This is a genomic window from Streptomyces spiralis, assembly GCF_014654675.1.
Lineage (GTDB): Bacteria > Actinomycetota > Actinomycetes > Streptomycetales > Streptomycetaceae > Streptomyces > Streptomyces spiralis.
Genome location: NZ_BNBC01000004.1, coordinates 164,871 through 184,220 on the forward strand (window position 1 = coordinate 164,871; position 19,350 = coordinate 184,220).

At 72.8% G+C, this 19,350-nt stretch carries 17 protein-coding genes and 2 pseudogenes; 6 read left to right on the forward strand and 13 right to left on the reverse strand.

Features of this window, described 5'->3' with window-relative positions:
- On the reverse strand, nucleotides 1–343 hold a 343-nt coding region (locus IE318_RS44745; protein WP_229903379.1), incomplete at its 3' end, for a MarR family transcriptional regulator.
- 83 nt (nucleotides 344–426) lie between these two features.
- Nucleotides 427–1,863, reverse strand: a complete 1,437-nt coding sequence (gene xylB / locus IE318_RS06630; RefSeq protein WP_189897482.1) for a xylulokinase — start codon at nucleotides 1,861–1,863, stop codon at nucleotides 427–429.
- A 182-nt stretch (nucleotides 1,864–2,045) separates the two neighbouring features.
- Between xylB and xylA the strand changes: the two genes are divergently transcribed.
- Nucleotides 2,046–3,212 carry a xylose isomerase gene (xylA, locus tag IE318_RS06635; RefSeq protein ID WP_030167002.1) on the forward strand — a complete coding sequence of 389 codons (1,167 nt, stop codon included), beginning with the start codon at nucleotides 2,046–2,048 and terminating at the stop codon, nucleotides 3,210–3,212.
- Nucleotides 3,213–3,533: 321 nt separating this feature from the next.
- Here xylA and IE318_RS06640 read toward each other — a convergent pair whose 3' ends face one another.
- On the reverse strand, nucleotides 3,534–4,826 hold the full coding sequence (locus IE318_RS06640) for an SWF or SNF family helicase (RefSeq protein WP_189897484.1): 1,293 nt from the start codon (nucleotides 4,824–4,826) through the stop codon (nucleotides 3,534–3,536).
- On the reverse strand, nucleotides 4,823–7,690 hold the full coding sequence (locus tag IE318_RS06645) for an SCO1167/SCO6262 family helicase (RefSeq protein WP_189897486.1): 2,868 nt from the start codon (nucleotides 7,688–7,690) through the stop codon (nucleotides 4,823–4,825). Before IE318_RS06645 ends, IE318_RS06640 begins: the two co-directional genes overlap by 4 nt.
- Before the next feature lie 338 nt (nucleotides 7,691–8,028).
- On the opposite strand from IE318_RS06645, the gene IE318_RS06650 reads away from it, so the two are divergent.
- Both IE318_RS06650 and IE318_RS06655 read left to right on the forward strand, forming a co-directional pair.
- Nucleotides 8,029–9,084 carry a fatty acid desaturase family protein gene (locus IE318_RS06650; protein WP_189897488.1) on the forward strand — a complete coding sequence of 352 codons (1,056 nt, stop codon included), beginning with the start codon at nucleotides 8,029–8,031 and terminating at the stop codon, nucleotides 9,082–9,084.
- A gap of 151 nt (nucleotides 9,085–9,235) precedes the next feature.
- On the forward strand, nucleotides 9,236–9,418 hold the full coding sequence (locus IE318_RS06655; RefSeq protein ID WP_030166994.1) for a tail-anchor membrane protein: 183 nt from the start codon (nucleotides 9,236–9,238) through the stop codon (nucleotides 9,416–9,418).
- A gap of 4 nt (nucleotides 9,419–9,422) precedes the next feature.
- Here IE318_RS06655 and IE318_RS06660 read toward each other — a convergent pair.
- The 4 genes and pseudogenes from IE318_RS06660 to IE318_RS06675 form a co-directional block, all read right to left on the reverse strand.
- Nucleotides 9,423–9,848 (reverse strand): annotated as a pseudogene (locus IE318_RS06660) (tannase/feruloyl esterase family alpha/beta hydrolase); the annotation flags it as partial.
- A gap of 65 nt (nucleotides 9,849–9,913) precedes the next feature.
- The gene (locus IE318_RS06665) at nucleotides 9,914–10,819 is read right to left on the reverse strand and encodes a hypothetical protein (protein WP_189897490.1); all 906 of its coding nucleotides are present in this window, start codon (nucleotides 10,817–10,819) and stop codon (nucleotides 9,914–9,916) included.
- 134 nt (nucleotides 10,820–10,953) lie between these two features.
- Nucleotides 10,954–11,250: a hypothetical protein gene (locus IE318_RS06670; protein ID WP_030166990.1), complete on the reverse strand. Its 297-nt coding sequence runs from the start codon at nucleotides 11,248–11,250 to the stop codon at nucleotides 10,954–10,956.
- Nucleotides 11,251–11,448: 198 nt separating this feature from the next.
- A complete protein-coding gene (locus tag IE318_RS06675; RefSeq protein ID WP_189897493.1) occupies nucleotides 11,449–11,982 on the reverse strand; it encodes a PadR family transcriptional regulator in 534 nt (177 codons plus the stop codon).
- Nucleotides 11,983–12,108: 126 nt separating this feature from the next.
- Between IE318_RS06675 and IE318_RS06680 the strand changes: the two genes are divergently transcribed.
- Entirely contained in the window at nucleotides 12,109–12,867 is a 759-nt protein-coding gene (locus IE318_RS06680) for an alpha/beta fold hydrolase (protein WP_189897495.1), read from the forward strand.
- A 45-nt stretch (nucleotides 12,868–12,912) separates the two neighbouring features.
- Here IE318_RS06680 and IE318_RS06685 read toward each other — a convergent pair whose 3' ends face one another.
- Together IE318_RS06685 and IE318_RS06690 are read right to left on the reverse strand one after the other, a co-directional pair.
- The gene (locus tag IE318_RS06685) at nucleotides 12,913–13,512 is read right to left on the reverse strand and encodes a class I SAM-dependent methyltransferase (RefSeq protein ID WP_189897497.1); all 600 of its coding nucleotides are present in this window, start codon (nucleotides 13,510–13,512) and stop codon (nucleotides 12,913–12,915) included.
- A gap of 58 nt (nucleotides 13,513–13,570) precedes the next feature.
- Complete coding sequence (locus tag IE318_RS06690) at nucleotides 13,571–13,999, reverse strand: PPOX class F420-dependent oxidoreductase (protein ID WP_030166978.1); 429 nt, start codon at nucleotides 13,997–13,999, stop codon at nucleotides 13,571–13,573.
- Nucleotides 14,000–14,091: 92 nt separating this feature from the next.
- On the opposite strand from IE318_RS06690, the gene IE318_RS06695 reads away from it, so the two are divergent.
- Together IE318_RS06695 and IE318_RS06700 are read left to right on the forward strand one after the other, a co-directional pair.
- Nucleotides 14,092–14,505, forward strand: a complete 414-nt coding sequence (locus IE318_RS06695; RefSeq protein WP_189897500.1) for a roadblock/LC7 domain-containing protein — start codon at nucleotides 14,092–14,094, stop codon at nucleotides 14,503–14,505.
- A 124-nt stretch (nucleotides 14,506–14,629) separates the two neighbouring features.
- Nucleotides 14,630–15,537, forward strand: a pseudogene (locus IE318_RS06700) (DUF6397 family protein); the annotation flags it as partial.
- Here the strand turns inward: IE318_RS06700 and IE318_RS06705 are convergent.
- From IE318_RS06705 to IE318_RS06715, 3 genes are all read right to left on the reverse strand, one after another.
- Nucleotides 15,502–15,642 carry a hypothetical protein gene (locus IE318_RS06705; protein ID WP_189897739.1) on the reverse strand — a complete coding sequence of 47 codons (141 nt, stop codon included), beginning with the start codon at nucleotides 15,640–15,642 and terminating at the stop codon, nucleotides 15,502–15,504. The pseudogene IE318_RS06700 and the gene IE318_RS06705 overlap by 36 nt on opposite strands.
- A 132-nt stretch (nucleotides 15,643–15,774) precedes the next feature.
- Nucleotides 15,775–16,641: an acyl-CoA thioesterase gene (locus IE318_RS06710; RefSeq protein ID WP_030166970.1), complete on the reverse strand. Its 867-nt coding sequence runs from the start codon at nucleotides 16,639–16,641 to the stop codon at nucleotides 15,775–15,777.
- 82 nt (nucleotides 16,642–16,723) lie between these two features.
- Nucleotides 16,724–19,237, reverse strand: a complete 2,514-nt coding sequence (locus IE318_RS06715) for a DEAD/DEAH box helicase (protein ID WP_189897502.1) — start codon at nucleotides 19,235–19,237, stop codon at nucleotides 16,724–16,726.
- Nucleotides 19,238–19,350 lie beyond the last annotated feature (113 nt).

Below are 19,350 nucleotides of genomic sequence, written 5' to 3' on the forward strand. Positions count from 1 at the left end.
GGTCGACCACGCAGGCCGCGAGGTGATCGACCCCCACCTCCGCACCGACCCCGGCCGGGCCGCGCCCGCTGACGGCCAGCGCCGAGCCGGGGCGGCCCACCCGGCCGGGCCGCTCGGGGCCCAGCTCCTCCAGCAGCCCCGAGCGGATGAGCTCGTCGACGAGGGTCGACACCGCCGCACGGGTCAGACCGATGCGGGAGGCGACCGCAGCCCGGGACAGCGGCCCTTCGGCGCTGACGGTGTGCATGACCCGGGCGAGGTTGCGGCGACGCATGCCCTGCTGGGTGTCGGGCAGCGCCCGTCCGGGACGGGCGGGGTGCGGCTCGTGCAGCGGTGCGGTCATGCCTCCGTCGTCCTCGGTCGGTGTCCGGCGGCGGGAGCCCGCCGCCGGTCTGCCGGCGGGTGCCCGCCGGTCCGGTCAGCAGGTCAGCAACCCCGCTCCAGCAGCGGGGCCGCGTCGGAGAGTACCCCGGAGATCCTGGTCAGCGTCTCCTCGTCCCGCTCCACGGCCTCCAGCACCGGTCCGTCGGCGGTGTTCCAGCGGCGGGCGACCGCGGCCGGGGACTCGCCCGTCAGCAGGCCCGCCGCCTGCGCGGCAGCGCCCAGGGCGACCAGTTCCTTGGCCTGCGGGACCTGCACCGGCCGTCCCGACAGCCGCCGCACCGTCTGCTGCCAGGCCGTGCCCCGGGCGCCGCCGCCGATCAGCAGCAGGGGAGTGGTCCGGTCGGCGTCCTGGTCGAGGACCAGGTCCAGCGCGCCGAGCAGGGAGTGGACGGCGCCGTCGTAGGCGGCCTGCAGCAGCTGTCCGGCGGTCGTGTCGTGACGCAGGCCGTGCAGGAGCCCGGAGGCGTCGGGCAGGTTCGGGGTGCGTTCGCCGTCCAGGAAGGGCAGCAGGGTGACGGTGGTGCCGGGCTCGACGGCCTCCCGGTCCCGGCCGAGCAGGGCGGCGACACGGTCGACGGCGAGGGTGCAGTTCAGGGTGCAGGCCAGCGGCAGCCAGTCGCCGTGCGCGTCGGCGAAGCCCGCCACGGTGCCGGAGGGGTCGGCGGGGCGGTGCCGCGACACTGCGTACACCGTGCCGGAGGTGCCGAGGCTCAGCACGGGCGTGCCGGGCCGCAGCCCGAGGCCGAGCGCGGCGGCGGCGTTGTCACCGGTGCCGGACGCGACCAGGGTGCCCTTGGAGAACGGCAGGTCGTGGATGTCGCGCACGGTGCCCGCCACCTCGCCGGGCTGCACCACCCGGGGCAGCAGCGCCGGGTCCAGCCCGACCCGGGCGAGGATCTCCTCGTCGTAGGCCTCGGTCGTCGATGCCCACCAGCCCGTGCCCGAGGCGTCGCCCCGGTCGGTGGTGCCCTGGCCCGTCAGGCGCTCGGTGAGGTAGTCGTGCGGCAGCCGCACCGCCGACACCGACCGCGCCGCCTCCGGTTCGTGCTCGGCCAGCCAGGCCCACTTCGTCACCGTGAAGGAGGCGCCGGGCACGCTGCCCGTGCGCTCCGCCCACGCCTTCGGGCCGCCCAGCTCGGCCACGAGCCGCCGGGCCTGCGGGGCCGAGCGCACGTCGTTCCACAGCAGCGCCGGGCGTACGGGCTCGCCCTCGGCGTCCAGGGTGACGAGGCCGTGCTGCTGGCCGGCGACCGAGACGGCGGCGGCCTCGCGCGCCGCCTCCCCGCACTGGTGCAGCGCCGCGCGCAGGGCGTCCCACCACTGGCGCGGGTCGCTCTCGCGGCCCGCCCCCGAGGACACGGTGTGCGGCGCCTGGCCGCTCGCCACGACCCGACCGGTGGCCGCGTCGACGACGAGCACCTTGGTGGACTGGGTGGACGAGTCCACACCGACGACGAGCGGACCCTCGGCTGCTGACATCGGCTCTCCCTAACTTTTTTCGCGGCTCATGGGATCTGACCTGCGGTTTCAATGTTTTTACGGGGCCCGCGACCCAGGTGTGACATCGGTCGGGACCCCCTGTCCCTTCCCAGGGACGCTCGGGCATACTAATTTGTAAACCGCCATGACGAAATAGTCGCAAGCGAGCAAGGAGCCGCGGCATGAACTACCAGCCCACCCCCGAGGACAGGTTCACCTTCGGCCTGTGGACCGTCGGCTGGCAGGGACGGGACCCGTTCGGCGACGCCACGCGCCGCGCCCTCGACCCGGTCGAGACGGTGCAGCGCCTGGCCGAACTGGGCGCCCACGGAGTGACCTTCCACGACGACGACCTGATCCCCTTCGGGTCCTCCGACACCGAGCGCGAGTCGCACATCAAGCGCTTCCGGCAGGCGCTCGACGCGACCGGCATGACCGTGCCGATGGCCACCACCAACCTCTTCACGCACCCCGTCTTCAAGGACGGCGCGTTCACCGCCAACGACCGCGACGTGCGCCGCTACGCCCTGCGCAAGACGATCCGCAACATCGACCTGGCGGCCGAGCTGGGCGCGAAGACCTATGTGGCCTGGGGCGGCCGCGAGGGCGCCGAGTCGGGCGCCGCCAAGGACGTCCGTGCCGCCCTCGACCGCATGAAGGAGGCCTTCGACCTCCTCGGTGAGTACGTCACCTCCCAGGGCTACGACATCCGCTTCGCCATTGAGCCCAAGCCGAACGAGCCGCGCGGCGACATCCTCCTGCCCACCGTCGGCCACGCCCTGGCGTTCATCGAGCGCCTGGAGCGCCCCGAGCTGTACGGCGTGAACCCGGAGGTGGGCCACGAGCAGATGGCCGGCCTGAACTTCCCGCACGGCATCGCCCAGGCCCTGTGGGCGGGCAAGCTCTTCCACATCGACCTCAACGGCCAGTCCGGCATCAAGTACGACCAGGACCTGCGCTTCGGCGCCGGTGACCTGCGCTCCGCGTTCTGGCTGGTCGACCTGCTGGAGAGCGCCGGCTACGACGGCCCGCGGCACTTCGACTTCAAGCCGCCGCGGACCGAGGACCTCGACGGCGTGTGGGCGTCGGCGGCCGGCTGCATGCGCAACTACCTCATCCTCAAGGAGCGCGCGACCGCCTTCCGCGCCGACCCGGAGGTCCAGGAGGCCCTGCGCGCCTCCCGGCTCGACCAGCTGGCGCAGCCCACGGCGGCCGACGGCCTCCAGGCGCTGCTCGCGGACCGTTCGTCCTTCGAGGACTTCGACGTCGACGCGGCCGCCGCGCGTGGCATGGCCTTCGAGCGGCTGGACCAGCTGGCCATGGACCACCTGCTGGGGGCGCGGGGCTGACCCACAGGTGAGAGGTGTCCGGCACGCGCGCGTGCCGGACACCTGTCGGCCCCTCGGAGACGTTGTGGCGGGCGCCACGTACTTCACCGCCGGCTCTTCACCGTCGGCTCTTCACCGTCGGCTCTTCACTGTCGGCCCGCGCTTCACTGCCGTCTCGCGCAGATGCGGAGCGGCCGGCCGAGTTCCCGGGCACGCCTGCCCGCCGGAGGCGCGCACGCCACCTCTGCCCGCAGAGAGCGTGCGCGGCCATCCGTGCCTGCCGGGTGACGTGCGCCGCGGGCGCACGGTCTCGAACGTCGCCGGCGCCCTCCGCGCCGCTGCTCAGCCGGCCTCCTCGTCCATGGCCGTGGCACCTTCCGCCGCGGCCAGTGCCGTCGCCGGGTCCGGGGCCGGGCCCCCGGCCGGCACCCAGTGGCCGTCCTCCTTCCGGTACGGCCACCAGCGGCCGTCCCGCGCCAGGCGGAGCTGGTGCCCCGTGCCGACGACGGTCCACCGGTTGCCCGCCGCCCGCAGGCAGGGCCGTTCGTCGTCCTCCCACGCCGACTCCAGGGCGGCACGCGCGCGTGCCTGAGCCTCTTCGCCGGGCGTCCACTCCTCCTCGAGCACGGACAGCCCAGCCTGCCCTCCGGCCCGCCAGGCCCGGACGGCGCGCTCGAGCTGCGCCCTGCTGCGCCCCGAGCCCTTGGCCAGCCGGTCCAGCACCGCACCGTCGCAGGGTCGGCCGTCCGGCGCACCCGCGGCGAGGCGTACGGCGTCCTGAGCAACGGTCGGCTCGCCGTCTGTGAGGGGATCCCCCGAGGGTGTCCCGAGCGCCCCGGCGAGCCGGCTGTGAGCGGCCGCGGCGGTCTGCGCGGCCAGGAACTCCAGCGCCGCCGGATCGACTCCGGGCGCGGGGGCCGCCTCGGTGACCAGGGACGGCGGGAGCCCCGGCTCCGCCGGCGGATCGGGCAGCGGAGGCAGCGGAGGCAGGACGCACGCCGCCGCATAGGCCTCAGCGGCGTCCACGCCGTCCGGCGCGGACGGCTCGTCGGCGTCCGCTGCCGTGTCGCGGGCACGCAACTCTCCGAACAGGGCGCGCTCGTCACGACCGCGCATCAACAGCAGCACGAACGGATCCTGGTCCAGCAGCCGCGCCACCAGGTGGCAGAGGGCCGCCGTGTGCCCGCAGTGGTCCCAGGCGTCACAGTCGCACTCCGGTTCCAGATCCCCGATCCCGGGCAGCAGTTCGATCCCGGCCGCCGTGGCGTCCTCGACGAGGTGGGGCGGCAGGTCACGGTCGAGCAGTGCGGCGAGGTGACCGGACCGTTCGACGGCCACGTCCAGGAACCGGGCCCACTCGTCGTCGGACAGCCGCTCCAGCAGGACGTCCGCGCGGTGCGCCGAACCGTCCGGGTCGTGCACCACGGCCGTGATGCGGCCCGGGCGCACCGACACCGCGCCGACGGCTCCCGCACGGGCGAGCCGGCGGCCCGTCCGCACCTGCTGTGCGTCCAGCGCCGTGTCCTCCAGCGCCTTCAGCCAGGCGTGACCCCACCAGGTCCGGGCGAAGCCGCGTCCCGGCGCGGGTGGCAGCGCGGCGAACGTCCGCTCCGTGTCGATGGCGTGGTCGTTCATCGGGTTCCTCCTCGCAGCTCCACCAGGTCGGCCAGTTCCGCGTCCGTCAGTTCGGTGAGCGCCGCCTCGCCCGCCCCCAGGACCGCCTCGGCCAGGTTCCGTTTGCGGTGCAGCAGGTCGGCGATGCGGTCCTCGATCGTGCCCTCGGCGATCAGCCGGTGCACCTGCACGGGACGGTTCTGCCCGATGCGGTACGCGCGGTCGGTGGCCTGCGCCTCGACCGCGGGATTCCACCAGCGGTCGTAGTGCACGACGTGCTCCGCGCGCGTGAGGTTCAGCCCGGTGCCCGCGGCCTTCAGCGACAGCAGGAACACCGGCACGTCACCGTCCTGGAAGCGCCGGACCATCGCCTCCCGCTCCGTGACCGGTGTGCCGCCGTGCAGGAACTGCGTCCGCACCCCGCGTGCCGCCAGGTGCCGTTCGATCAGCCGTGCCATCTGCACGTACTGGGTGAAGACCAGGACACTCGCGCCCTCGGAGAGGATGGTGTCGAGCAGCTCGTCCAGCAGTTCGAGCTTCCCGGAGCGGCCCGCGATCCTCGGCCGCTCCTCCTTGAGGAACTGCGCCGGATGGTTGCAGATCTGCTTCAGGCCGGTCAGCAGCTTCACGATCAGGCCCCGCCGGGCCATGCCGTCCGCACCGGCGATCTCCGCGAGCGTCTCGCGCACCAGGGCCTCGTACAGGCCCGTCTGCTCCCCGGTCAGCGACACGGCCCGGTCGGTCTCGGTCTTCGGCGGCAGCTCGGGTGCGATGCCCGGGTCCGACTTGCGGCGGCGCAGCAGGAAGGGGCCGACCAGCCGGGCGAGCCGCTCGGCCGCCGCCGGGTCCCGGCCGCTCTCCACGGCCTGTGCGTGGCGGGCGCGGAAGGTGCCCAGCCGCCCCAGCAGTCCCGGCGTCGCCCAGTCCAGGATCGCCCACAGCTCGGACAGGTTGTTCTCCACGGGAGTGCCGGTGAGCGCCACGCGCGCGCGTGCGCCGATGGTGCGCAACTGCCGGGCCGTCGCCGAGTACGCGTTCTTCACGTGCTGGGCCTCGTCCGCCACGACCATGCCCCACCCGACGTCGGCGAGCCGCCCCGCGTCCAGGCGCATCGTGCCGTACGTGGTCAGGACGAACCCGTCGTCGGCCAGGTCGGCCAGATCGCGGTGTGCGCCGTGGAAGCGGCGCACCGGCGTGCCGGGCGCGAACCGCTCGATCTCCCGCTGCCAGTTGCCCATCAGCGAGGTGGGGCACACAACCAGCGTCGGTCCGGCGGTCGCCGGGTCGGTCTGCCGGTGTAGATGCAGGGCGATCAGTGTGATCGTCTTGCCGAGTCCCATGTCGTCGGCCAGGCAGCACCCCAGCCCCGACGACGTCATGTGGGCCAGCCACCCCAGACCGCGCAGCTGGTAGTCGCGCAGCCGGGCGTCGAGTGCGGCCGGCTGCTCCACGGGCTCCCGCGCCGCCGGATCCGTCAGCCGGTCCCGCAGGGCCGCCAGCCATCCCGACGGCCGGACCTCGACCCGGTGGCCGGCGACCTCGGTGGAGCCCGTCAGGGCGGCGCCCAGCGCCTCCACCGGCGTGATCTTCCTGTCCTGCCACGACCGGGCCCGGCGCACCTCGCCGGGATCGACCAGGACCCACTGGTTGCGCAGCCGCACCAGGGGCCGGTTCGCTTCCGCCAGGCGGTCCAGCTCAGCGCGCGTGAGCCGCTGGTCGCCAAGCGCGAACCAGGGATCGAAGGCGAGCAGGGCGTCCGCGGACAGGACCGACCGGGTGTCCGCCGGGGCGGCGCCGGAGCCCTCCGTGTCGTCGGGCGGCCCGATGGCCACCCCGGAGACCACCCCGCGCGCCGCCTCCGCGGGCCAGTGCACCTCCACTCCGGCCGTGGCGAGCACCCGGGCGGCCTCTCCGAGGAGCTCGGCGACCTCCTCGTCGGCGAGGTCGACGGAGTCCGGCACTGTCGCCGAGAGCAGTGGCGTCAGCGCCGGCCAGGAGCGGGCCGCGCGGCGCAGGGCGAGCAGGACGTCCGTACGTGCCCGAGGGCCGAACGCGCCGTCCGCGGCGCCGGATCCGGCCCATACCTCGGCGGCGTCGGCGACCCGCGCGGGACCGCTCACGCTGTGCACCTGCAGCACCGCGCGGAACCGCGGCTCCGCGCCGCCGTCCGGCCCGGCGTGGTCCAGTCCCGGCACCTCGACGCGCAGGGAGATCCGCACCCCGGCGTCGTGGCCCGCGGCGACCTCGGCGGCCCACGCCCGCTGCTCCGGGACGTGCTGCGGGTCCGGTGCGGCGTAGGCCGGTCCACTCGTGACCAGGGATGCGGCGGGTGTGCGGGGCAGGGCGTCGGCGGCCGCGTCCAGGAAGGCGCGCAGCAGCCGCTCCTGGTCGGGCAGCAGCAGGCGCTCGGTGTCCTCGAGCGGGACGGCGTGCGCCTCGGGCGGCATCGAGGCGGCCAGCTCCCGGACCCGATCGATGTCCTGGCCGCGCAACGGAGCCGCGCGCCAGGCGTCGTGATCCCCGGCGGACAGTCCCGGCAGCAGCAGGCCGCGCGCCGTGAAGTGCAGGGCCAGCAGGGCCGCCGCACCCCAGAACACACAGGCGCGATGGCCCTGCTCGGTGACACGCGCGCGCGTGAGCACGGGCAGGGCCGCCCGCACGGGAAGCAGGACCGCGGGCACGGTCACCGGCTCGACGCCACCGTCCAGCGGCAGGACGACCGTCAGGTCCTCCACCGGCGCGCCGGGGACGGCCGGGGGAGCGCAGCCGTCGGGACGCCAGAAGGCGACCCGGCCGGCGCGGGCCGGGTCCGCCGGCAGGAACACGGCACAGCAGCGGGCCAGTTCGGAGATCTCGGTCGGTGTTGCCAGGACAGTGCTGTGCACAGCGATACCGATTCCTCAAATTTGACTACTGGGATGGAGTCGCCGAGGGTACAGCACCGCGACGGCGCACCGGGAACGCCGCAGCGGTGACGTATGCCACCGCGCCGAGCCGACGCTGCCACCGTGCGGCCCCATGGTTGCCACCGCGCGGCCCCATGGTTGCCACCGCGCGGCCCCACGGTTGCCGCCGCGCTGTCGTGGGGTGCTGCCAACCCCCCGTGACCGCGCGGGGCTGCCCCCCTAAGCACCCGGGGGCTGGCGCCATGGTCCGCACAGGCCCTCTCTTCGTACGTTTCCTCAGGTCAGGCCGTTGCCGAGAGAGAGCCGGAGACCCCACCATGCCCCAGCCCGCCGCAGCCGTCGCGGACGGTACCGAAGCAAGAACCGGTGGCCCGTCCGCCGGCAGCGAGTTCGCCCCCCTGCTGCGCGCGGTCAAGGACCAGGGCCTCCTGGGACGGCGGTACGCCTGGTACGCGCGTGTCATCGCGGTCAACGCGCTCGCCCTGGCCGGCGTGGTCACGGGCCTCGTCCTGATCGGCGACTCCTGGTGGGCGCTGCTCCTGGCGCCGCCGCTCGCCGTGCTGTTCGCCCGCACGGCATTCATCGGCCACGACGCGGGCCACGCGCAGATCACCGGCGACAAGTCCGTCGGCCGGCTCATCGGACTGGTGCACGGCAACCTGCTGCTCGGCCTGAGCTACTCGTGGTGGAACACCAAGCACAACCGGCATCACGCCAACCCCAACCACATCGACAAGGACCCGGACGTCGCCGCGGACGTGCTGGTCTTCACCGGTGAGCAGGCCGGCGACCGCGAGGGCTGGCGCGGCTGGCTCACCCGTAACCAGGCCTGGCTGTTCTTCCCGCTCACCCTCCTCGAAGGCGTCGCCCTCAAGGTGCACAGCTTCCAGGACCTGCGCCGGCAACCGCCCCGGGAGAGGGCGCTGGAGGGGGCACTGCTCGTGGCCCACGTCGCGGCCTACACCACCCTGCTGCTGACCGTCCTGTCCCCCGGGAAGGCGCTGGTGTTCGCCGCACTCCACCAGGCGCTGTTCGGACTGCACCTGGGCCTGTCCTTCGCGCCCAACCACAAGGGCATGGAGATGCCCGACCCGAACGGCGAACGGTGGGGGCATCTGCGCCGCCAGGTGCTCACCTCACGCAACATCCGCGGCGGAGCCCTGACCGACTGGTTCCTCGGCGGACTCAACTACCAGATCGAGCACCATCTGTTCCCCAGCATGCCCCGCCCGCACCTGCGGCTCGCCCAGCCCCTGGTGCGCGCCCACTGCCGGGAACTGGGCATCGCCTACGCGGAGACCGGCCTCGTCGACTCCTACCGGCAGGCACTGCGCCACCTGCACGAGGTGGGGGAGCCGCTCAGGGCACAGTAGACGCACAGTGGACATGGAGCGGGCCGCGGCCCGTAGGGGTGCGGCTCAGGGATCTCTCAGGGGCGTCTCGGGGCCGCGGGTGGAACCGCGGGGGTCCCGGGGCCGTTTCCACGACAGAGAGCGGCAGCAGTGGCCGCGAAGGAGGCGACAGATGTCGAAGAACGCGAAGATCGCCGCAGGGGGTGTGGCGGTCGGGCTGATCCTGCTGATCTGGCTGCCCTGGTGGGCCGCGCTCCTGATAGTCCTGGGAGTCCCGGCCGCCGCGTACCTCACGCTGGACCCCTCGCAGCGACGCCGGCTGCGCCGCGTCGCCCGCAAGGAGCTCGGCCGCTGAGGCATCACCGACCCGGCGTGTCCCCGTCCAGGGCACACGAGTTGGCCACATCGCCGCCCGCGAGCCTGCCCATGGTCCGGTCCGCGGGCGGCGTGGTGCCGTGCTCCACCACGCCGCCAGTGCGTCGAACGCCGACCGGTAGCAGGGCAGGAGGGGCCGCAGCCGGTCCGGACAGGTGCCGTACCGTCCGTCGACGTGCGCGCCGCCTTGGATCGTGTAGCAGCGGTGCAGCCGGCCCCGTCCGCTCGCGTCGACCATCCGCGTCCACGTCCGAGTCCGCCGCCCTGGGCAGCAGCGCGCCCAGGTCGCCGTGCAGCGTGTTCAGTGGCCTGCCGATCGACCCGGTCGGCCCCACCCGGGCCACCGCCCGGTGGACGGCGGCGGGCCGGGAGGCGTAGTCGTACACCGCGTCGGAGGCGCACGGCGCCAGGTCCACGGACGCGAACCGCGGGGACGGCACGGGGCAGGGGAGCCCGGAGCCGCCCCATCGGCGGATCAGCTGGGGCGTACTGCCAGCCTGTCCAGGGCCTGGAGCAGACCGGGCAGTTCGGCGCCCCGGCCGACCGGCAGCACCTCGCCGGGCTCCTCGTCGAGGAGGACGAAGGCGATGTCGTCGGTGCGGGCCACCATGGACCAGCCGGGGCCGTCGGCCCGCAGGGTCCGTGCGTCACCGGGCGCGAAGGACGAGCGGACGCGGCCGAGCGGCGGCGGCGAGTCCACATACGCGCGGGCTTCTGCCAGGACGCGCCGGACGCCGCGATGCCCCGCGGGCCCGGCCCCGTCGGCCCCCTCCGGCGAGCCGCCGTCCGCCGCGGCTCCCCGGCCCCCACCGGCACCGCCGTCCACCTCTGGTTCCTCGTCCGCCCCGGTTTCCTCGCCCGGGTCACCCGGAGCGGAGAAGGCGTCGTCGCCGATCTGCTCCCGCCATATCGCCCACTGCAGCGCGATCTCGTCGGCGCCCAGCCGGCGCTGTGCCGGCCCCCAGACACTGGTGTCCGGGGGCGACAGCAAGGGGCCGTCCGAGGCATCCGGCTCGGGGTCGTGCGGCGCGGGTACCCCGGGTGCCGCGACGGCGACCGCAAGGGGCCAGCCCGGCAGCGCCGCGACGACCGTGCGCTCGTCCGGCGACAGGTCGTACTCCATGCCGCAGTCCCAGGAGGCAATGGCCACGGCGACCAGCGACACGTCGTCGATGGCGACCGTCCAGCGCGCCCCGGTGCCGTCCTGACCGAGCACCAGACCGTACCCCTCGGCGAGCGGTGCGAGACCCAGCGCCGCGCAGGCCTCCGGGTAGTCGTCGCCCAGCACACTCGGGAACTGCGCCGGTGTCAGCAGTACCGCCGTGAGCACATAGAGCGCGTCGTCCTCGGCGGCGACGGCTTCCTCGTCCGTCCCGGCCATGCCAGCCTCCCTCTTTCGTCCAACGGCGCGCACCCTAGTGCGAGTGGAAGGCTGTTGTCACGACTCGGGTGACCTCTCGGACCTGCAGTTTTCCGCCTGGAGGGGGGCGAAACGGCCCCTGTTCGCGCAGGGTTTCAGGCCGCCGGAAGCCCCAGCAGCGCCCGCGCCACCGCCCGCGGCGACTCGTCCCGCTCCCGGGCCAGCGCGATCACCGCACGGCAGGCCAGCTCGCTCACCCCGAAGGAGAGCGCCTCCGGCGACACCCAGGAGGCGGCCTCGTCCATGCGTTCCTGATCGTCCTCCGCGCACGCCGACACATAGGCGGCAGCGGCCTCGAACAGGTTGTGCGCGCGGTCGTGGCCGCTGCTGCCGCCCTCCGCGCGCACCGAGGAGACCACTCCGGCGAATGACTTGCGGAGTCTGCCGAACATGCGGGCCCCTTCCCCTGAGCGGAAACCGGCACAGATCGTTCATCTGCTGCCACTCACAGTAGAGTTGGAGCTGCGGCGGCAGAAGAGGCACGGCGGGACGAAGCAGAGGCGGGCTTCGGTGTGCCCGCGGCATCGGGGCGCTCGTGCGCCGCGTGCGGACTCCTGGCCGCCACCACTGCGCCTCATGGCACCGATGGTTCAGCCGGCGGCGTCGTCCAGTGCGTCGATCGTGGCGCGCAGCCAGGCGAGTTCCGCCTCCGTGGTGGCGCGCGCGACGGTGAGGATGCCGCGCCGGAACGGGTCGTCGAGCTCCTCGGCGCGCACCGGCCGATCCCCGTCGTAGAAGAAGCTCGAGGGCGTCTCCAGGAAGGCCAGTCTGCGGCGCAGCACGGCGGACTGGGCGCCGGGATCGGCCAAGTGCCTGAGGAAGGCCAGGACGGTGAACCAGCGGTTCTCGTCGGTGATGTCGCGCTGGACGGGTTCGGCGAGCCGACGGTGCAGCTCGCGCCTGCCGTCGTCGGTGAGTGTGAGGACGTGGCGCGGGGCCGCCACGGCCCCCGGTTCCGTGGCCCTCTCGAGCAGACCCGCCTGCTCCAGCCGCTTGATCGCCGGGTAGAGCGTGCTTTCGGCGACCGGCCGCACGTGTCCCGTCAGCGCGGTGATGCGCTTGCGCAGCTCGTACCCGTGCAGGGGGGCGTCGTACAGGAATCCCATGATGGCCAGCTCCAGCATGCCCGCATTGTCTCCCATCCGCGTGGTACGGCGGCTCGGTGGTACACCGATATTGATATACCTCGGAAGCGATGTATTCTCTGGAGACCAGCCGGCAGGCAGGCGACGCCATGAGGGAGGGGCCACATGAGACAGGCCGAGTTCGACGCGAAGGGAAGCCGCATCCGCTGGACGGAGGTGCCCGGAGCGGAACCCGCGCGGGTCTACGTCCACGGGCTGGGGTCGATGTCGTCCGTGTACCACGCGCACATCGCGGCCCGGCCCGAGCTCGCGGGCCGGCGCAGTCTCTTCGTCGATCTGCCCGGACACGGCATCAGCGACCGGCCCGAACACTTCGGCTACACCCTGGAGGAGCACGCGGACGCGCTGGCGGCCGCGCTCGACGCGGCGGGGCTGACCGGCGCCGAGCTGATCGCGCACAGCATGGGCGGCTCCGTGGCGATCGTGCTCGCCCACCGCCGGCCCGAGCTGGTCTCGCGGCTGGTCCTCGCGGAGGCCAACCTCGATCCGTTCCCGCCGGTGACGGCGGGCAGCAGCGGCATCGCCGCCTTCACGGAGGACGCGTTCGTCCACGACGCCTACGCGCGCGTGCTGGGCACTGTCGGGCCCCTGTGGGCGGCGACCATGCGACTGGCCGATCCGCGCGCACTGCATCGCAGCGCGGTGGGGCTCCGGCGCGGCTCGGATCCCACGATGCGCACGATCCTCGAGGGCCTCACCACTCTCGACCGCCTCTACCTCCAGGGCGAAGACAGTGGCGAACTGCCGGGCAGGACCGGTCTGGAGGCGGCCGGAGTACGCGTGGTGACCGTGCCCGGCGCGGGCCACAACATCATGTTCGACAACCCCGACGTGTTCGCGGAGGCCGTCGCCGGACGGCTGTGACGGGTGGCCCGTCGCTCCTGCAGGGGCCCGGCCGCCCCGTCGGCGTCAGTCCTCGCGCACGGCCAGCGTCAGGAAACGGGCGTCCTCGTCGACGTACGACGTCATGCGCCACCCGGCACCGGCCAGCAGCGGCCGGAGATTGGGCTCCGCACGCAGGTCGCCCGGTGTGATCTGCCGCCCCTGACGCGCCGCGAGCGCCGCCCGGCCGATCGGGTGGAACAGCGCCAGCAGGCCACCGCGCCGCACCACGCGCCGCAGCTCCCGCAGATTCTCGGACGGCTGCGGCAGGTGCGCGATGAGACCCGCGGCGAACACGGCGTCGAACGCCCCCGACCTCAGCGCCAGCGCGCCGACGTCGGCGAGCAGCAGGTGCCCGTCCTTGTCCCGGCCGGCCCGTGCGGCGGCCTGGAGCATGGCCGGGGTCAGATCCGCGCCCACGACCGTTCCCGACGCTCCCACGGCGGCGCGCAGTGGCGGCAGGGCGCGGCCGGTGCCGCACCCCGCGTCGAGTACGCGGTCGCCCTCGCGCAGCCCGAGCTCGGCGACCGCGGCCGCGTAGGCGGGGCCGTCGTCGGGGAATCTGCTGTCCCAGTCGGCGGCGCGGGCGGTGAAGAACTCCTGGACGTGTGTGCGGTCCTCACTCATGCTCCGCATGATCCCTCACCCGTTCGCCTCAGGTCGCGGTGCCGGCCGCAAGGCTTTCTCAGTCGGCGAGATCCCGTACCGCCACCACCTTGTCCACCGGCACCCGGACCAGGATCTCGCCCGGGACGCCGTTGCGGGCGCCGAACTCCTCGGCACGCTCCTCGCCCATGTAACGGCCGCCGATCCGGGCGGCCCAGTGCCGCAGCTCGTCCAGGTCCTCCGACAGCCGGGCCCGGCCGGTCAGCACCACGAAGCTGAACGGCGGCCGGTCGTCGTCCACGCACAGCGCGACCCGGCCGTCACGCGCCAGATTGCGCCCCTTCACGGTCTCCTTCCCGGTGTTGAACACCACGTCGTCCCCGTCGAGCACAAACCAGATCGGTGCCACGTGCGGGCTCCCGTCGGCCCGGACGGTCGACAGCTTGCCGGTGCGGGTGCCGTACGAGACGAACGCCCGCCATTCCTCGTCGGACATCTTCTGTGCCATGCCTCCATCCTCCTTGCCGGGGCAGCGGCGGTGGGGAAGGCTTGCGGGAGTCCTCCGGCAAAGGGGGGAGCCATCACAGGGGGAGACCGCATATGGCGCAGAACCCGACACTCGACTGGCTGCTCGACGACCTGACCGAACGGGTGGAGCACGTACGGCACGCCCTGGTCCTGTCCAACGACGGACTGGTCACGGGCTCCAGCACTGGACTGCGACGGGAGGACGCCGAGCATCTGGCGGCCGTCTCGTCCGGACTGCACAGCCTGGCCAAGGGCTCCGGACGCCACTTCGGCGCCGGCGGCGTACGGCAGACGATGGTCGAGTTCGACGAAGCCGTGCTCTTCGTCACGGCCGCCGGCACCGGAAGCTGCCTGTGCGTCCTCAGCGGAGCCGACGCCGACATCGGCCTGATCGCCTACGAGATGACCCTGCTCGTGAACCGGGTCGGCGAACACCTCGACGTGGACGCCCGCCAACCCGAGCGCGCTCCGTCAACTGACCTCTGACCTGCGCATTCGCTGGTTCCCGCGGAGTTATCCACAGGCTCGCACGGAGATGTTCCGCAGCGGCTACGGTTTTTCGCAGCCGAGCGCACACGGCGCCGGCCGCACATTCCACGGGGGCACGAACATGTCCGGTGACACCATCACGCACGAGGTTTTGCCCACGGTCGTACCGGCCGCCGGGAAGCGCGACACACCCTTCACCGCGAGCCGAGCGGCACGTGAACTGGGCCTGAAGCGGAGCGAGTTCGATCTGGCCGTCAGCCTCGGCCGTATCCGCACCCTCCCCGACGAAGGGGGAGGAGGCCGGCGTGTGGCGCGTGCCGAGATCGAGCGGCTGCGCACCCAGGAAGGGTTCCCGGAAGCGCTGCGCGAGCGCGTCATGACCGTCGGCACCAGCGACGCCGCGCGGATCATGAAGGTGACCGCGGCCAGGTTCACGCGTCTGGCGCGTCTGGGCCTGCTGGTACCGGTCGCGTTCTACCTCAACCGGTACCGGGCCGTCGTCTGGCTCTATCTGGCCGGTGAAGTGCGCGACTTCGCCGCCGGCCCGGAGAACGCCTCGCTGCTGAAGCGGCCCCTGCCCGAGGGGCTGCGGGACCAGTTGGAGACCGGTGTCGACCTGCGCCCCCGCAACTGGCGCGGACGGCAACTGGGCTTCCTGCTCCGCCAGGCGGCCGACGACCCCTGGGAGCGGGCGGCCGCCGTGGCCTCGCTGCTGGACCCGCTCCAGGTCTCGGAGATCGTGGGTGACCCCTACGAGCGCGCCCATCTGAACCGCCTTCGCCCTCGGCCGCCCGCCCACGGCGCACCGGGCTCGCCCGCCGCCCACCTGGCCGAGCGGATCACGACGGCCCAGGACCGGACGAGATCGACTGGCTCCGGGCCGACCTGACGCGGGCCGTGGAAGAGGCACGGACCCACCGGCCCGCACCCCGCCCCGCTCCACGGCACACCCAGCGGCCCCCCACCCACGCACAGCCCCCACAGCCGACCGGGTCACATGGGCAGCCGCAGTACCCCGAGCGGCCCGATCATCTCGGCCACCACGGCCACCAGAACCGCCACGGCCGGCAGAACAGCCACGACCGCCAGAATCGCCGTGACCACCAGAAGCACCATGACCACCAGGGGCGCCACGACCGTCTCCGGCGTTCCGAGCGATCGGCGCGGCCCGAGCCGTCCCGGCGACCCGGCCACCGGGACCGGTCGCACGGCCTGCTGGGCCGGCTCTTCCGCAGAGGCGGCGCCTGAAGCACGGCCGAGCGGTGCCTACACCGCGCGGAACAGGCCCTCCTGAACGACCGACACGAGCAGACGTCCCTCCAGGTCGTAGATGCGCCCGCGGGCCAGACCCCGGCCGCCCGTCGCGATCGGTGACTCCTGGTCGTACAGGAACCACTCGTCCGCGCGGAACGGCCGGTGGAACCACATGGCGTGGTCCAGCGACGCCATGTCGAAGCCCCGCGGCCCCCACAGCGGCTCGACCGGGAGGCGCACCGCGTCGAGCAGGGTCATGTCACTGGCGTAGGTCAGTGCGCAGGTGTGCACGAGCGGATCGTCGCCGAGCGGGCCGACCGCGCGCATCCACACGGCACTGCGCGGCTCGGCGTCCTTGACCTCCTCGGCGGTCCAGCGCAGCCGGTCCACATAGCGGATGTCGAAGGGCTGGCGGCGCGCCATGCGCTCCAACTGCTCGGGCAGCGCGCCCAGATGCGTCTGGACCTCCTCGGCGATCGTCGGCAGGGACTCCGGGGACGGGACGGTGCGGGCGGGCGGCAGCTGGTGCTCGAAGCTCCCTGGTTCAGGTTTGTGGAAGGAGGCGGTCAGAGTGAAGATCGTGCGGCCTTGCTGCACCGCGGTGACCCGGCGGGTGGTGAAGGACCTCCCGTCCCGCACCCGCTCGACCTGGTACACGATCGGCACTCCCGGCCGGCCCGGGCGCAGGAAGTACGCGTGCAGCGAGTGCACCGGGCGCTCGCCGTCCGTGGTACGGCCCGCGGCGACCAGGGCCTGGCCCGCCACCTGGCCGCCGAAGACCCGCTGCAGGGACTCGTGGGGGCTGCGGCCGCGGAAGATGTTGACCTCGATCTGCTCCAGGTCGAGCAGGTCGACGAGCCTTTCGGCCGGGTTCGTCATGGGTGGAACTCTCCTGTGCTGGGTCCGGATCGGCGCCTGCTGGTGGCCGGCCGGCAACTGCCCATGGCCGGCCGGCGCCCGTTCACAGCTGTCCGACGTCGGTCACCCGGACCACCGCACGGCCCTCGGCGTCGGACGCGGTGAGGTCGATCTCCGCGCTGATGCCCCAGTCGTGGTCGTCGTTGGGGTCGTCGAAGATCTGGCGCACGCGCCAGAGCCCGTGCTGCGGCTCCTCCTTGATCACCAGCAGCTTGGGGCCGCGGGCGTCGGGACCGGTGCCCAGGTCGTCGTACTCGTCCCAGTACTTGTCCATCGCCTCGCCCCACGCCTCGGCGTCCCACCCGGCCTCGGCGTCCATCTCGCCCAGCTCCTCGACCTGGTCGAGGGCGGCGAGTTCCACCCGGCGGAACATGGCGTTGCGGACCAGCACACGGAAGGCGCGCGCGTTGGCGGTGACCGGCTTGACCTGGTCGGCCTTCTCCTGGGCCTCCTCGGCGGTCATCTCCTCCGGGTTGGCCAGCTGCTCCCACTCGTCCAGCAGGCTGGAGTCGACCTGACGCACCATCTCGCCCAGCCAGGCGATCAGGTCCTGCAGGTCCTCGGACTTCAGGTCGTCCGGGATCGTGTGCTCCAGAGCCTTGTAGGCGCCGGCCAGGTACCGCAGCACGATGCCCTCGGTGCGGGCCAGCTCGTAGAAGGACACCAACTCCGTGAACGACAGCGCCCGTTCGTACATGTCACGGATCACGGACTTCGGCGACAACGGATGGTCGCCGACCCAGGGGTGGCTCTTGCGGTAGGTGTTGTACGCGTGGAAGAGCAGCTCCTCCAGGGGCTTGGGGTAGGTGATGTCCTGGAGGCGCTCCATGCGCTCCTCGTACTCGACGCCGTCCGCCTTCATCGCGGCCACGGCCTCGCCGCGCGCCTTGTTCTGCTGGGCGGCGAGGATCTGCCGCGGGTCGTCCAGCGTGGACTCCACGACGGACACCATGTCCAGCGCGTAGGACGGGGAATCGGGATCCAGCAGTTCGAAGGCGGCCAGCGCGAAGGTCGACAACGGCTGGTTGAGCGCGAAGTCCTGCTGGAGATCGACGGTCAGGCGGACGATCCGGCCCTCGGCGTCCGGCCGGTCGAGCTTCTCGACGATGCCGCCGTCCAGCAGCGAGCGGTAGATGGCGATCGCCCGCCGGATGTGCCGCAGCTGCTGCTTGCGCGGCTCGTGGTTGTCCTCCAGCAGGCGCCGCATCGCCTCGAAGGTATTGCCGGGACGGGCGATCACCGACAGCAGCATCGTGTGCGTGACCCGGAACCGGGACGTCAGCGGCTCCGGCTCGGAGGCGATGAGCTTGTCGAAGGTGGTGTCCGTCCAGCCGACGAAGCCCTCCGGCGCCTTCTTGCGGACGACCTTGCGGCGCTTCTTCGGGTCGTCGCCCGCCTTGGCGAGCGCCTTCTCGTTCTCGATGACGTGCTCGGGGGCCTGGGCGACGACGAAGCCCTCCGTGTCGAAGCCCGCTCGTCCGGCCCGGCCGGCGATCTGGTGGAACTCCCGGGCACGCAGCGTGCGCACACGGCTGCCGTCGTACTTGGTCAGAGCAGTGAAGAGCACGGTGCGGATCGGGACGTTGACGCCCACACCGAGCGTGTCCGTGCCGCAGATCACCTTCAGCAGGCCGGCCTGCGCGAGCTTCTCCACCAGGCGCCGGTACTTGGGCAGCATGCCGGCGTGGTGGACCCCGATCCCGTGCCGGACGTAGCGCGAGAGGTTGCGGCCGAACTTGGTGGTGAAGCGGAAGTTGCCGATCAGCTCGGCGATCTTCTCCTTCTCCTCGCGCGAGCACATGTTGATGCTCATCAGCGCCTGCGCCCGCTCCACGGCCTGCGCCTGGGTGAAGTGCACGATGTACACCGGCGCCTGCCGGGTCTGGAGCAGGTCGGTGAGCGTCTCGGTGAGCGGGGTGCGGCGGTACTCGTAGGACAGCGGCACCGGGCGCGTCGCCGAACGGACCACGGCGGTGGGGCGGCCCGTGCGGCGGGTGAGGTCCTTCTCGAAGAACGAGACGTCGCCGAGCGTCGCCGACATCAGGACGAACTGCGCCTGGGGCAGTTCCAGCAGCGGGATCTGCCAGGCCCAGCCGCGGTCGGGCTCGGCGTAGAAGTGGAACTCGTCCATGACGACCTGGCCGACGTCCGCGTCCTTGCCGTCGCGCAGCGCGATCGACGCCAGCACCTCGGCGGTGCAGCAGATGACGGGGGCGTCGGCGTTGACGGAGGCGTCGCCGGTGAGCATGCCGACGTTCTCGGTGCCGAACAGCTTGCACAGCTCGAAGAACTTCTCCGACACCAGGGCCTTGATCGGCGCGGTGTAGAAGGTGACCTCGTCCCGGGCCAGGGCGGCGAAGTGCGCACCGGCGGCGATCATGCTCTTGCCCGAGCCGGTGGGCGTCGAGACGATCACGTTCGCCCCGGAGACCACCTCGATCAGCGCCTCCTCCTGGTGGGGGTAGAGCGTGAGACCCCGTTCCTCGGCCCACGACTCGAAGGCTTCGTAGAGGGCGTCGGGGTCGGCGGTCGGCGGCAGCTGATCGATGAGGGTCACGCACCCATCTTGCCTGGCGCCCCGCCCGAGGAGGGAATCGGCTGCCGGACCGAAGATCACGACCGCTACGCTGTGGCGCCGACGTGGCAACAGTGCACCAGGACAACTGGACA

Bases quoted from the DNA above. Each gene is read 5' to 3' on its own strand.
- xylA (WP_030167002.1), top strand. From the start codon at position 2,046: ATGAACTACCAGCCCACCCCCGAGGACAGGTTCACCTTCGGCCTGTGG.
- IE318_RS06680 (WP_189897495.1), top strand. From the start codon at position 12,109: ATGAGACAGGCCGAGTTCGACGCGAAGGGAAGCCGCATCCGCTGGACG.
- IE318_RS06665 (WP_189897490.1), bottom strand. From the start codon at position 10,819: ATGGCCGGGACGGACGAGGAAGCCGTCGCCGCCGAGGACGACGCGCTC.
- IE318_RS06710 (WP_030166970.1), bottom strand. From the start codon at position 16,641: ATGACGAACCCGGCCGAAAGGCTCGTCGACCTGCTCGACCTGGAGCAG.
- IE318_RS06670 (WP_030166990.1), bottom strand. From the start codon at position 11,250: ATGTTCGGCAGACTCCGCAAGTCATTCGCCGGAGTGGTCTCCTCGGTG.
- IE318_RS06640 (WP_189897484.1), bottom strand. From the start codon at position 4,826: ATGAACGACCACGCCATCGACACGGAGCGGACGTTCGCCGCGCTGCCA.
- IE318_RS06650 (WP_189897488.1), top strand. From the start codon at position 8,029: ATGCCCCAGCCCGCCGCAGCCGTCGCGGACGGTACCGAAGCAAGAACC.
- IE318_RS06695 (WP_189897500.1), top strand. From the start codon at position 14,092: ATGGCGCAGAACCCGACACTCGACTGGCTGCTCGACGACCTGACCGAA.
- IE318_RS06655 (WP_030166994.1), top strand. From the start codon at position 9,236: ATGTCGAAGAACGCGAAGATCGCCGCAGGGGGTGTGGCGGTCGGGCTG.
- IE318_RS06685 (WP_189897497.1), bottom strand. From the start codon at position 13,512: ATGAGTGAGGACCGCACACACGTCCAGGAGTTCTTCACCGCCCGCGCC.
- xylB (WP_189897482.1), bottom strand. From the start codon at position 1,863: ATGTCAGCAGCCGAGGGTCCGCTCGTCGTCGGTGTGGACTCGTCCACC.
- IE318_RS06675 (WP_189897493.1), bottom strand. From the start codon at position 11,982: ATGCTGGAGCTGGCCATCATGGGATTCCTGTACGACGCCCCCCTGCAC.
- IE318_RS06690 (WP_030166978.1), bottom strand. From the start codon at position 13,999: ATGGCACAGAAGATGTCCGACGAGGAATGGCGGGCGTTCGTCTCGTAC.